General features: G+C 65.5%; 11 protein-coding genes and 1 riboswitch. Of the genes, 10 read left to right on the forward strand and 1 reads right to left on the reverse strand.

All coding sequences use genetic code 11. The features are described 5' to 3' along the window. Positions 1–71: 71 nt before the first annotated feature. Positions 72–268: riboswitch (cobalamin riboswitch) on the forward strand. A 126-nt stretch (positions 269–394) separates the two neighbouring features. Genes FEM01_RS04365 through FEM01_RS04385 form a run of 5 tightly spaced genes read left to right on the forward strand, consistent with a single transcriptional unit; the run spans position 395 to position 4,992 of the window. Continuing rightward, complete coding sequence (locus FEM01_RS04365; RefSeq protein WP_138218041.1) at positions 395–1,408, forward strand: ABC transporter substrate-binding protein; 1,014 nt, start codon at positions 395–397, stop codon at positions 1,406–1,408. Then, a complete protein-coding gene (locus tag FEM01_RS04370; protein ID WP_138218042.1) occupies positions 1,405–2,421 on the forward strand; it encodes a FecCD family ABC transporter permease in 1,017 nt (338 codons plus the stop codon). Before FEM01_RS04365 ends, FEM01_RS04370 begins: the two co-directional genes overlap by 4 nt. Then, entirely contained in the window at positions 2,418–3,206 is a 789-nt protein-coding gene (locus FEM01_RS04375) for an ABC transporter ATP-binding protein (RefSeq protein WP_138218043.1), read from the forward strand. Before FEM01_RS04370 ends, FEM01_RS04375 begins: the two co-directional genes overlap by 4 nt. Positions 3,207–3,223: 17 nt before the next feature. Next, complete coding sequence (locus tag FEM01_RS04380; RefSeq protein WP_138218044.1) at positions 3,224–3,658, forward strand: pseudoazurin; 435 nt, start codon at positions 3,224–3,226, stop codon at positions 3,656–3,658. Next, the gene (locus FEM01_RS04385) at positions 3,655–4,992 is read left to right on the forward strand and encodes an OprD family porin (RefSeq protein WP_138218045.1); all 1,338 of its coding nucleotides are present in this window, start codon (positions 3,655–3,657) and stop codon (positions 4,990–4,992) included. The genes FEM01_RS04380 and FEM01_RS04385 overlap by 4 nt, the downstream gene beginning before the upstream one ends. Before the next feature lie 510 nt (positions 4,993–5,502). Here FEM01_RS04385 and FEM01_RS04395 read toward each other — a convergent pair. Further along, positions 5,503–6,018 carry a GNAT family N-acetyltransferase gene (locus FEM01_RS04395; RefSeq protein WP_138218047.1) on the reverse strand — a complete coding sequence of 172 codons (516 nt, stop codon included), beginning with the start codon at positions 6,016–6,018 and terminating at the stop codon, positions 5,503–5,505. 258 nt (positions 6,019–6,276) lie between these two features. Between FEM01_RS04395 and FEM01_RS04400 the strand changes: the two genes are divergently transcribed. The 5 genes from FEM01_RS04400 to FEM01_RS04420 all read left to right on the forward strand — a co-directional run bounded on the left by FEM01_RS04400 (position 6,277) and on the right by FEM01_RS04420 (position 12,582). Then, on the forward strand, positions 6,277–7,416 hold the full coding sequence (locus FEM01_RS04400; protein ID WP_138218048.1) for a tyramine oxidase subunit B: 1,140 nt from the start codon (positions 6,277–6,279) through the stop codon (positions 7,414–7,416). Between the two features lie 32 nt (positions 7,417–7,448). Next, positions 7,449–7,871, forward strand: a complete 423-nt coding sequence (locus FEM01_RS04405) for a RidA family protein (RefSeq protein WP_138218049.1) — start codon at positions 7,449–7,451, stop codon at positions 7,869–7,871. Between the two features lie 51 nt (positions 7,872–7,922). Further along, on the forward strand, positions 7,923–9,218 hold the full coding sequence (locus FEM01_RS04410) for an NAD(P)/FAD-dependent oxidoreductase (protein ID WP_138218050.1): 1,296 nt from the start codon (positions 7,923–7,925) through the stop codon (positions 9,216–9,218). A 90-nt stretch (positions 9,219–9,308) separates the two neighbouring features. Further along, a complete protein-coding gene (locus FEM01_RS04415) occupies positions 9,309–11,162 on the forward strand; it encodes an ABC transporter ATP-binding protein (protein ID WP_138218051.1) in 1,854 nt (617 codons plus the stop codon). Between the two features lie 193 nt (positions 11,163–11,355). Next, a complete protein-coding gene (locus FEM01_RS04420; RefSeq protein WP_138218052.1) occupies positions 11,356–12,582 on the forward strand; it encodes an MFS transporter in 1,227 nt (408 codons plus the stop codon). The last annotated feature ends 90 nt before the right edge of the window (positions 12,583–12,672 follow it).

Here is a 12,672-nt window from a genome sequence, read left to right on the forward strand (position 1 = left end):
GCTACAAGCTGCAAGAAAACACGCAACCGCTCTACTTGCAGCTTGCCGCTTGTAGCTTGCCACTCAAGGGGTCTACCATGCCCGCCGCCGGTTTCCACACGGAATTAATAGGGAACTCCCGGGCCGCCCAGTGCGTGCCCAAGGGAACTGCCCCCGCAACTGTAGGTGCCGAGCCCGTGCCATCGATGCCACTGGAGACTCATCCGGGAAGGCTGGCGCAGGGCCTGGACGCACCAGTCAGGAGACCTGCCGGCATACATTCACCAACCGGCGGGGTGTCCGGGATGGTCATCTCCCCCCCTTGCGGGTGCTGCCTGTCGACCTGTGCGCCAGGCCCGGCGATGCCTGTCCGTGCGCTCATTCCGTGCACCGTTCGATAGGAGATCGCCCGACCATGCTGCCCCGTTTAGCCACCCTGCTCGCCAGCCTTTCGCTGGCAAGCGTCGCTCAGGCCGCGGCCACTCAATACCCGCTCAGCGTCGACAACTGCGGCCTCGTGCAGACCTTCACCCAAGCGCCCGAGCGTGCGGTGACCATCGGCCAGGCCGGCACCGAAATACTCTACGCACTGGGCCTGGGCGACAAGCTGGCCGGCACTTCGCTGTGGTTCAACAACGTGCTGCCCGAGTTCGCCGCGCAGAATGCCAAGGTGCCACGTCTGGCCGACAACGATCCTAGCTTCGAGGCGGTAGTGGGCAAACGCCCGCAGTTAGTGACAGTGCAGTTCGAATGGATGGTCGGCGCCCAGGGCGTGGTGGCGACCCGCGAGCAGTTCAGCGAGCTGAAGATCCCGACCTATCTGCTGCCCAGCGACTGCGAGGGCAAGGACAACCTGGTGGGCGCCGACGGCACCCGCCTGCAGCCGTTCCAGGTCGACACCCTCTACAAGAGCGTTAGCCAGCTGGCCGAGATCTTCGATGTACAAGACCGCGGCGATGCGCTCAATGCCACGCTCAAGGGCCAGTTGGCCCACGCACAGCAGCAACTGGCCGGCAAGGACCTGTCCGGCACCAGCGCGCTGTTCTGGTTCTCCAGCGCCGACCTTGAGATGGACCCGTACGTGGCCGGTCGCCAGGGCGTGGCCGACTTCATGCTACAGACCCTGGGCGTGCGCAACGTTGTCGAGTCCAACGAAGAATGGCCGACCGTAGGCTGGGAAACCTTGGTAAAGGCCAACCCGACCTGGGTGATCATCGCCCGCATGGACCGCCGCCGCTTCCCCGCCGACGACTACCAGAAGAAGCTCGACTTCCTGCGTAACGACCCGGTGGCCAAGCACATGGACGCGGTCAAGCACGGCCGGGTGATCGTGCTCGACGCCGACGCCATGCAGGCCGGCATTCGCCTGTTCCGTGGCCTGGAGCGTTTGTCCGACGCTTTTGCCAGTGGTAAAGCCCCGCAATCATGAACCGTTTGCTACCCCTGAGCCTCGCGACCCTGATCGCCCTGCTAATGGCCCTGCTGGCCGGTATCGCCATCGGTGAAACCCGCCTGGGCGCCGAGCTTGTGTGGCAGGTGCTGGGCAACCACCTGTGGCAAGCCGGGCATGTGCTCGACCCGATCGACGCCGGCATCGTGTGGAACTACCGCCTGCCGCGCACCCTGGTGGCGGCGGCCTGTGGCGCAGGCCTGGCCACCTGCGGGGTGATCCTCCAGGCGCTGTTGCGCAACCCATTGGCCGAGCCGTACCTGCTGGGGCTGTCGGCCGGTGCCTCCACCGGCGCTGTTGCAGTGGGCCTGCTGGGTTTGGGCGGCGCGGCATTATCGCTGTCCGGCGGCGCGTTCATCGGCGCCCTGGTGGCGTTCGGCCTGGTACTGGTGCTGGCGCGTGCCAGCGGCAGCAGCCAGAACAACGCCCAAGTGATCCTTGCGGGGATCGCCGGCTCGCAGTTGTTCACCGCGCTCACGGCGTTCCTGATCACCAAGTCGGCCACCGCCGAGCAGGCGCGCGGCATCATGTTCTGGCTGTTGGGTAACCTCAGCGGCGTGCGCTGGCCGTCGGTGTGGCAGGCGCTGCCGGTGGCCTTGCTGGGGCTGGGCGTTTGCCTGTGGCATCGGCGAGCACTGGACGCCTTCACCTTTGGCGCCGATTCGGCCGCCTCGCTGGGGGTACCGGTGCGCCGTACGCAGTTACTGTTGATCAGTTGCGCAGCGCTAGTCACCGCTGTGATGGTCTCGATCGTCGGCGCCATCGGCTTCGTGGGGTTGGTGATTCCGCATGCCCTGCGCCTGCTGCTGGGCACCGGCCACAGCCGCCTGTTACCCGCCAGTGCGCTCGGCGGCGCACTGTTCCTGATCCTCGCCGACATTCTCTCGCGCACCCTGATCACCGGCCAGGTGATCCCGGTGGGCGTGGTCACCGCGCTGATCGGTGCGCCAGTGTTCGCGCTGATCCTGATCAGCCGCCGGGGGCGCCCATGACCGCCATGAACCTCTGCGCGCAGGCCCCGTTGAGCTGCCAAGGCCTCAGCCTGCGTCTGGCCGGCCGCGACGTGCTGCGGGGTATCGACCTCAGCGTGAACCCCGGTGAAACCTTGGGCCTGGTCGGCCCCAACGGCTCGGGCAAGTCGACTCTGCTCAAGCTGCTCGCCGGCCTGCGAGCGCCCAGCAGCGGCAGCGTACAGTTGCTCGGCGAGTCGCTGGCGAAGCTCCCGCGTCGGCGCATCGCCCAGTGCCTGGCGCTGGTCGAGCAGCAGGCCGATACCCTCGACAGCATCAGCGTGTTCGACGCCGTAGCCTTGGGCCGAACCCCGTGGCTGTCAGCCCTGACACCGTTCGGCAAGGCGGACCGAATCATCGTCGAACAGGCCTTGGCCGATGTCGACGCCACTCATTTGGCCGCGCGGCTATGGCGCGAGTTGTCCGGTGGCGAGCGCCAACGCGTGCACATCGCCCGCGCCCTGGCCCAACGCCCGCAGTTGTTGCTGCTGGACGAGCCAACCAACCACCTGGATATCCAGCACCAGTTGAGCCTGCTGCAGCAGGTGCAGGCCTTGCCAGTGACTACCGTGGTAGCCCTGCACGACCTCAACCAGGCTCTCACCTGTGATCGCCTGGCTGTGCTCGACCAGGGCCGTCTGGTCGCCCTCGGCGCCCCCGAAGCGGTGCTCACGCCCGAATGCTTGCTGCGTACCTTCGGCGTGCACGCCCACTACCTCACCGACCCTTACGATGGCGCGCGCATCCTGCGCTTTCGCGCCCCCTGAACCAGGACGTTCCGCCCATGCTGCCCCGCACCGCCGCCCTGCTGCTCGCCACGTTGCTGGCCACCCCCGTCGCCTACGCTGAGGTGCATGAGGTGAAGATGCTCAACCGTGGCGCCGATGGCGCCATGCTCTATGAGCCTGATCACCTGCACATTGCCCAAGGCGACACGGTGCGTTTCCTGCCAACCCAGGCCGGGCACAACGCCGCCAGCCTGCCTGAGTTACTCCCGGCCGGGGCCCGCGCGTTCAAGAGCAAGCTCAACCAAACCTTCGAGCACACCTTCGACGTCCCTGGTTTGTACGGCATCCAGTGCATCCCGCACCTGGCCATGGGCATGGTGATGCTGATTCAGGTCGGCGAGCGCAGCCACACGGCCCTGCCCGACACCCTTCCGGCCCGCGCCAAGGCACGTCTGGCGGCGCAGCTGCAACAACTGGAGGCCGGCCAATGACGCGCCTGTTCATCGCCCTGCCCTTGCTTGGACTGAGCCCGCTGGCGCTGGCCGAATCTGCGCAATCCCAGGCCAATGGTTTTATCGAGGACAGCACCTGGGGCCTGCTCAACCGTATGCTCTTCGATCAGCGCGACTACCGCCACGGCGGGCGCAACAGCGGCGCCCGCAACGCCTACAAGCCGCGCAGCGAGCGCAATGGCATGGCCGAAGAATGGGGCTACGGCCTGATGGGCACGTTCAGCTCGGGCTTCACCCAAGGCCTGGTCGGCGTCGGTGTCGATGCCCACGCCTACCTGGGGGGCAAGCTCGACAGCGGCGGCGGCCGCGCTGGCAAGGCCCGGCTGCTGAGCCTGGACAACCAAGGCCACCCCAAGGACGACTACAGTCGTGGCGGCGCAGCGGTGAAGTTGCGCGTGTCCAACACCGTGCTGTCGTATGGCGAGCAACGGGTCAAGACCCCGGTGTTCAGTTCCTCCGACAGCCGCCTGCTGCCCGAGACCTTCACCGGCTGGTTCCTCACTAGCAGCGAAATCGACACGCTCAAGCTAGTGGCTGGCCACTTCACCGAGAACGCCGACCGTAACGCCTCGAGCCACGACCAGGGCTTCGTGGTGAACTACTCCAACGGCCGCCAGGGCACTGCCTTCGACCTGGCCGGCGCGGTGTGGAACCCCAGCGCGAACGTCAGTTCCAGCCTGTACACCTCGCGCTATGCAGACACCTGGAACCAGCACTACCTGGGCAGCACCCTGAGCCACGCCATCGATGCACAGCGCAGCCTCAGCCTCGACTTGAACCTGTACCGCACCACCGACACCGGCAAGGCTTTGTCCGGGCGCATCGACAACACCACCTGGAGCCTGGTCGGCCGCTACGCCCAAGGGCCCCACGCCTTCAGCCTGGGCTGGCAGCAGGTGGATGGCAACACACCGTTCGACTACGTCAGCCGCGGTGCGATCTATATCGCCAACGCCGTGCAGATGTCCGACTTCAATGCGCCGAACGAGAAGTCGTGGCAGGCGCGCTATGACCTGAACATGGGTGCATATGGCATCCCGGGGTTGAACCTGACGGCGCTGTACGTGCGCGGCTTCGCTATCGACGGCAGCCACGTCGACCCTAAAGGTGGGTACGCGTACCTGGGCTACGGGAAGGATGGCAAGCACTGGGAGCGCGACCTTGAAGCACGCTACGTGGTGCAGGCCGGCAAGGCCAAGGGGTTGGCGTTTTCGCTCAGGCACAACGTACACCGTGGGGATACGGCGCAGGCCGAGCTGGATGGCGATCAGATCAGACTAGCGGTGGAGTATCCGCTTACCGGTGGGCTCTAAAAAGCTGTCCTTCTAAGCTGACACCGTCCCCTGTAGGAGCGGCCTTGCCGGGGTGCCGGACCGGCCGGAAAGGGCTGCGCAGCAGCCCCGACGATCTTGCATGAGACTGAGATCCGGGGGCTGCTGCGCAGCCCATCGCGACGCAAGGCCGCCCTCATAGAACTACACATAACTTATTGATTTAGAAGGAATCTGTGGGAGTGGGCTTGCCGGAGTGCCGGACCACCGCGAACACCGGCAAAGCCGGTGCCATACACCGAGTCGCCTGCTTCGCGGGCAAGTCGGGGCGCCGAACCGCCGCTCCCACAGGGTACGCGGAGCGCTTGCGAAATCAGTTCTCTGCGCGACAGCGCAGCCCAAAGGGCTGGGTGATCTCCTACAGGGGCAGCGTGGATTCAAGCTTTGCGCAGTCCTGTGGGTGCGGGCTTGCCCGCGAAATTGGCGACGCGGTACATGGCACCGGCTTTGCCGGTGTTCGCGGCACGAGGCAGCTCCAGGAGCCGCGTGGATTCAGGCGTTGCGCAGCCCTGCGAGCCCATCGAGCTGCATATGCGTGGTCTGCCAGACCGGGTCGGGCTCGATGTCGACGATCTCGAACCCTTGGCGCTCCCAGAAGCGAATCGCCCCCGCCAGGAATGGGTGGGTATGCAGGTACAGGCACTCCACACCAGCCCCTTGCGCATGCGCGCGAAGCGCTGCGAACAAGGCACCAGCCAGGCCATGACGGCGATACTCGGGGCTGACGAACAGGCGCACGATTTCCACGGTGTTACGGGCCTGATAGTCGAGCTGGGGGAAGCGGTGGTCATACGGCAGGTAGCCCACGCCTGCGATCAACCGGCCCTGGTCGTGGGCCACCAGAAAGTGCCCATCCCCCTCAATGAAGGTTTCGCAAAAGCGCGCCAGGTCCCGCGGCAGCGGTGAATCGGCGAGTATCGGGAAAAGCTGCCGGCGCGCGTTATCGATAAAGCGCACAGTTTCGGCAATAGCGTGGCGGCTGACAGGGCTGATGGTCCAGGTAGGCATTGCTCGGTGCACAACGACGGGTGGGCTGGCTGTTCTACCGCAGCAAAGGCCCCGGCGCAATGCCGTTCACCTGTCGCCCGGCTGGGCCTGGCAGGGATGGTCAACGCCGCTGGCAGGCTGACACAAGACGACCTACCAGCCGTTAGCCAAACTGCGCCTCAGCTCTCGACGCCCCGCATCCTCATCTGCATGGGCGAGCCCCAACAAGAAACCCGATCGCAGCGGTGCCCTTGAGCGCCCTGCGCAGTGAGACCCGCCATGACTTTCGACACCCGTATCGACTTCATCTACCTCAGCGAACAGGACATGATTCGCGCCGGCGTGACCGACATGCCGGCTTGCGTAGACACCATGGAAGAAATGTTCGGCCTGCTTTACCAGGGTGACTATCGCATGGCCGGGCCGAACAGCGACTCCCATGGGGCGATGATCACTTTCCCCGAGCACTCGCCCTTCCCGAACATGCCTAAGCCGACTGCTGACCGCCGCATGATGGCCATGCCGGCCTACCTGGGCGGCAACTTCCAGACCGCCGGGGCCAAGTGGTACGGCTCGAACATCGCCAACCGCGAGAAGGGCCTGCCGCGCTCGATCCTGATGCTCACCCTCAACGACGCCGACACCGGCGCACCGCTGGCGCACATGTCGGCCAACCTGCTCTCGGCCTACCGTACCGGCGCCATCCCCGGCGTAGGCGCCCGCCACCTGGCGCGCAAGGACGCGAAAGTCATCGGCCTGGCCGGCCCCGGGGTGATGGGAAAGACCACCGTGGCAGCGTTCATGGCGGTCTGCCCACAGGTGGACACGCTCAAGATCAAGGGCCGTGGCCAGAAGAGCCTCGACGCCTTCGTCACCTGGGTGCACGCGACCTTCCCGCAGATCGTCAATGTCCACGTCGTACAAACCCTCGAGGAGGTGGTGCGCGGCTCGGACCTGGTCAGCTATTGCAGCTCGGGCGAGGTCGGCGACCCGTCGCAGTACCCGCTGGTACGCCGCGAGTGGGTCAAGCCCGGCGCATTCCTGGCCATGCCCGCGCCATGCAGCATCGACGCCGGCATGGAGCAGGCCGACGTGCGCAAGGTGGTGGACAACACCGGCCTGTACGAGGCTTGGTTCGAAGAACTGCCCAAGCCGGCGCACAACCACGTGCCACTGGTGGGCGTGCGCTTCATGGACATGATCGCCGAAGGCAAGCTCGACGCCGCCCAGGTCGAGGACATCGGCAAGATCATCGCCGGTGACGCACCAGGCCGGCTCAACGACGAGGAAATCATCCTCATGTCGGTCGGCGGCATGCCCGTGGAGGACGTCGCCTGGGGCACCGTGGTGTACCGCAACGCCATCGCCCGAGGCATCGGCGTCAAGCTCAACCTCTGGGAAACCCCGGTCTTGAGCTGACCCTTTCACCCACTGACAACAAGGCAATCAGCATGACCCAAATCACCAAACTCAAGACCGGCTCCAAATTCGAAGACATGGCCAGCTACTCCCGCCTGGTGGCCGTGGACAACTGGATCTACGTCTCCAACACCGCAGGCCGTAACCCGCAGACCCAAGTGATTCCCGAAGACGTCATCGAGCAGACCCAACAAGTGTTCGCCAACATCGAAACCGCCTTGGCGGCGGTCGATGCCAGCCTGGCGGATGTGATCTGCTCACGCGTGTTCATCCAAGACCCGAACGATGTGCCCAAGGTGATGGAGGCCATTGGCGAGAAGTTTCGTGGAATCGACCCGGCCACCACGGTGACTTGCCCGCCGCTGGGCTCGACCGTGTACAAGGTCGAGCTTGAGGTCACAGCCTATCGCGGCGCTTCGCGCGCCGATGTTGCGCTGATCCGCCTGGGCCAGTGAAAGCACACGCCACCGTTTTGCCTACCCTGTTCCACTGCCCTGAGTAATGCCATGTCCCCCACCATCACCCCTGTCCAGACCCACCCCCGCCAGCCGGACGCGACCACCGTCGTGATCATCGGCGGCGGCATCATCGGCCTGACCGCCGCACTGACGCTGGCCGAGCGCAACATCCCAGTGGTGGTGCTGGAGAAGGGGCGTATTGCCGGCGAGCAGTCCTCGCGCAACCTGGGCTGGGTGCGCAAGACCAACCGCCATGCCGACGACATTCCACTGGCCCTGGCGGCCGATCGGTTGTGGGCCGAAATGCCCCAGCGGGTGGGCAGCGAAGTGGGCTACCGGCAAGCGGGCATCCTGTTCGTCGCACGCAACGATGCGCAGATGGGCATGCACGAAGGCTGGCTCAAGAGCGTCGAGCACCTGAACCTGGATTCGCGGCTGCTGAGCAACAGTGAGATCGCGCAAAAGGTGCCCGGTGGCAGTACAACGTGGTCCGGCGGTCTCTACACACCCTCGGACGCTCGCGCCGAACCGACGCTGGCCGCCAGTGCGATTGCCCGCGCGGCCATCGCCAAGGGCGCGATCATCGTCGAGCATTGCGCGGTGCGCACCTTGGTGACCGCTGCCGGGCGAGTCAGTGGCGTGGTCACCGAGCAAGGCGAGATCCGTTGCGAGCAGGTGCTGCTGGCGGGCGGCCTGTGGTCGCGCAAGTTCCTCGGCAACCTGGGCGTCAACCTGCCGACCCTGCCGCTGACCTGCTCGGTGTTGCGCACCGAGCCCATGGACGGGCCCACCGACATCGCCGTGGGCGCACCGGACTTTTCCTTCCGCAAACACCAGGACGGCGGCTTCATCATCACCCAGCGCGGCAAACTGGATGCCTTCCTGACCCTCGATCACCTGCTGCTGGGCACGCGTTTCCTGCCGCAACTGCGTGCCCAGCGCGACTTCCTGAAGATCAGTCTGGGTGGCTACTTCTTCAAGGACCTGGCCCTGGCGCGGCGCTGGAAGGCCACCGACGTCACCCCGTTCGAACGTGTTCGGGTACAAGACCCTGCGGCCAACACGGCGCTCAATTCCCAGGCGCTGACCAACCTCAAGGCCGCGTGGCCAGCGTTCGAACAGGCGCGCATCGCGTCGGCCTGGGCTGGCACCATCGATGTGACCCCCGACTCGAACCCGGTGATCGGCGCGGTGGCGAGCATTCCTGGCCTGACCCTGGCCAGCGGTTTTTCCGGGCATGGCTTCGGCACCTCGCCTGCAGCCGGCCAACTGGCCGCCGACCTGGTCGCCCAGCACACCCCGCTGATCGACCCGACACCTTACCGTTTCGAACGCTTCGCCTGAGTGCACCAGCTCGGCCGGAGCCCACGGAAACCAGCATGAGCATCCATATGCGGTATGGTTACGCGCATATTGATTGCAACGGAGATCTTCATGCTGGGTGCCTTTGAACGACGCCTCGACCCCTTCCCACCCGACGAGGCGCCACCGCCGCCGATGGGCCTGATGCGTTTCATGTGGGCGTGCACACGCGGTGCACGCGGCTACATCCTGGCCTTCGCGCTGCTCAGCGCCAGCGTGTCGATCTACGAAGCCTGGCTGTTCGCCTTCCTCGGCCAGGTAGTGGACCTGCTCGCCACCTGGCAGGCCGGTGGCGAGGCCGCGGCCCAGGAGCAACGTGCGCTGTGGGGCATCGGCAGCGTGCTGGTGGCCAGTGTCGGTCTGGTAGCCTTGCGCACCATGGTCCAGCACCAGGTACTGGCCATCAACCTGCCCTTGCGCCTGCGTTGGGACTTCCACCGCCTGATGCTGCGCCAGAGCCTGTCGTTCTTCTCCGACGAATTCTCCGGGCGGGTCACCACCAAGGTCATGCAGACCGCGCTGGCCGTGCGCGAGGTGCTATTCACCCTGATCGAGATCATCCCCGGCATCGGCGTGTACTTCATTGCCATCATCGCCCTGGCCGGCGGCTTCGCGCTCAAGCTGATGCTGCCGTTCGTGGCCTGGATCGTGCTGTTCGGCCTGGCCATGCTGTACTTCGTGCCGCGCCTGGGCAAAGTCGGCCAAGAGCAGGCCCACGCCCGCTCATCGATGACCGGACGCGTCTCGGATGCCTACACCAACATCACCACGGTCAAGCTGTTCTCCCACGCCAAGCGCGAGGCGCACTTCGCCCGTGCGGCAATGGAAGACTTCAAGCTCACCGGCTTTCGCCAGATGCGTCTGGTCAGCCAGTTCGAGATCGTCAACCAGGCGCTGGTGGTCGGCCTGATCCTGAGTGCCGGCGGCTATGCGCTGTGGCTTTGGCACCAGGGCGAGGTCGGCACCGGTGCGGTGGCCGCGATCACCGCCATGGCCCTGCGCATCAACGGCATGTCGCACTGGATCATGTGGCAGATGACCTCGCTGTTCGAAAGCATCGGCACCGTGCAGGACGGCATGGACACCCTGACCCGCGGCCCCAAGGTGCAGGATGCTCCCAACGCCGGCCAGCTACAGACCCACGGCGGCGCGGTGAGCTTCGAGCAGGTGCAGTTCAACTACAACGGCGAGCGCCAGGTACTCGACGGCCTGACCCTGCACATCAAGGCGGGTGAAAAAGTCGGCCTGGTGGGCCGCTCCGGCGCGGGCAAGTCGACCCTGATCAACCTGCTGCTGCGCTTCTACGACGTGAACAGCGGGGTGATCCGTATCGATGGCCAGGACATCGCCCAGGTGACCCAGGACAGCCTGCGCAGCGCCATCGGCATGGTCACCCAGGATACCTCGCTGCTGCACCGCTCAATCCGCGACAACATCGCCTACGGCCGCCCCGAGGCCACCGATGCACAAATCCGCCAGGCAGCGGCCAACGCTCAAGCCGACGGTTTCATCAGCCAGCTCAGCGACAAACAGGGTCACAGCGGCTACGACACCCTGGTAGGCGAGCGCGGCATCAAGCTTTCCGGTGGCCAGCGCCAACGCATCGCGATTGCCCGGGTAATGCTCAAGAATGCGCCGATCCTGCTGCTGGACGAGGCCACCAGTGCGCTGGATTCGGAGGTCGAGGTGGCAATCCAGGAAAGCCTGGATGAAATGATGCAGGGCAAGACGGTGATCGCCATCGCCCACCGGCTGTCCACCATCGCGGCGATGGACCGGCTGATCGTGATGGACGAGGGGCGCATCATCGAGCAAGGCACCCACGCAGAACTGCTGGCGCGCAACGGCACCTATGCGCGCTTGTGGCAGCACCAGAGCGGCGGGTTCCTGGGGGAAGACCAGGGGGTGGTCGAGGCGCTGGAGTAACCTTACCCAAGACGCCGGGCAGCGGCTGGAACCCGATGGGTCAGCCGCTCTACCTCGCGCGCTTTATCGATCACGCTGATGATTACTATCGAGCCGCTCGCCTGTCGGGCCAGCACACCCGACTTTTATAATCGCCGTCTATTTTCCCTCTCCCCCCGCCTACTCCAGGCGCCATCTCCTTGGAACCCACACCATGCCAAGTGCCAACCCTGCCCCACGCGGGCGTCCCGAACATGATCAACAAAGCGTCTTGCAGCAGTGGCTGGCGATTCTCTCAGTTGCCGTAGGCGCGTTTGCGCTGGTCACCAGCGAGTTTCTTCCGGTGGGCGTGCTCAACGATGTCGCCAATGACCTGGGCATCAGCGCCGGGCATGCCGGCCTGATGGTCACCCTGCCTGGCATCATGGCGGCCCTCGCCGCCCCACTGCTGTCGGTGGGCATCGGCGCCATGGACCGACGCTACCTGCTGACCGGCCTGACGCTGATCATGATCATCGCCAACTCGGTGGTGGCCTACGCCAGCGACTTCAGCCTGCTGCTGTTCGGCCGCGTGCTGCTGGGCATCAGTATCGGCGGGTTCTGGGCAACCGCCATCGCCCTAAGCGGACGCCTAGCGCCCAAAGGCGTGGGCGTGGCCCAGGCCACCTCGATCATCATGGTCGGGGTGACCCTGGCCACCGTGCTGGGCGTGCCCGTCGGCACCTGGCTGAGCGGCCTGCTGGGATGGCGCATGACCTTCCTGGTGACCGCGCTTCTGGGCGTCCCCGTGCTGCTGGCGCAAGTCTTCCTGCTGCCCCGTCTAAACCCGGAAAAAGCCATTCGCGTCAGTGACCTGCCGGCGCTGTTCATCAACCCACAAGCACGGGTTGGCCTGATCGCTGTACTGCTGATCGGCCTTGCGCACTTTGCCGCTTACACCTATGTCGCGCCATTCTTCAAGCACAGCGCCGGTTTCGATGGGCCGACCATCGGCTCGCTGTTGCTGCTGTATGGCGTGGCGGGCGTGCTGGGCAACCTCTTCGCCGGGTTCGCCGCCAACCAGAGCGTGCGCCACACCCTGATGCTGGTGGCGCTGATGATCGCCATCAGCACCGCACTGTTCCCTTACTTCGCCACCGGCCTGACGGGCGCCGCCATGCTAATCGCGCTGTGGGGCTTCGCCTTCGGCGCCTTCCCGGCCTGTGCCAGCATCTGGATGTTCGTCGTCGCGCCGAAGGATGTCGAACGCGGCATGCCACTGTTCGTGGCGATGTTCCAGGTGATCATCGCCCTGGGTTCGTTCTTCGGTGGGCAAATCGTCGATCAGGCAGGCAGCGCGGCGCTGATGAGCCTGGCCACCGCCCTGGTAGGCTGCGGCCTGGTCACTGTGCTGGTACTGGGGCGTAACGTCAGCAATAGCCTGGCGGCGCAGCCGGGCTGATCAGCGATAGCGTGACGCGTGACGCCTGCCGCCAGGGCCGAGATCGAATCGGCTCTGGCCGCCCAGGCGCAGCAGCTAGCCGTGCGCGTG

The sequence above is a fragment of the Pseudomonas mosselii genome (genome assembly GCF_005796105.1).
GTDB lineage: Bacteria > Pseudomonadota > Gammaproteobacteria > Pseudomonadales > Pseudomonadaceae > Aquipseudomonas > Aquipseudomonas mosselii_C.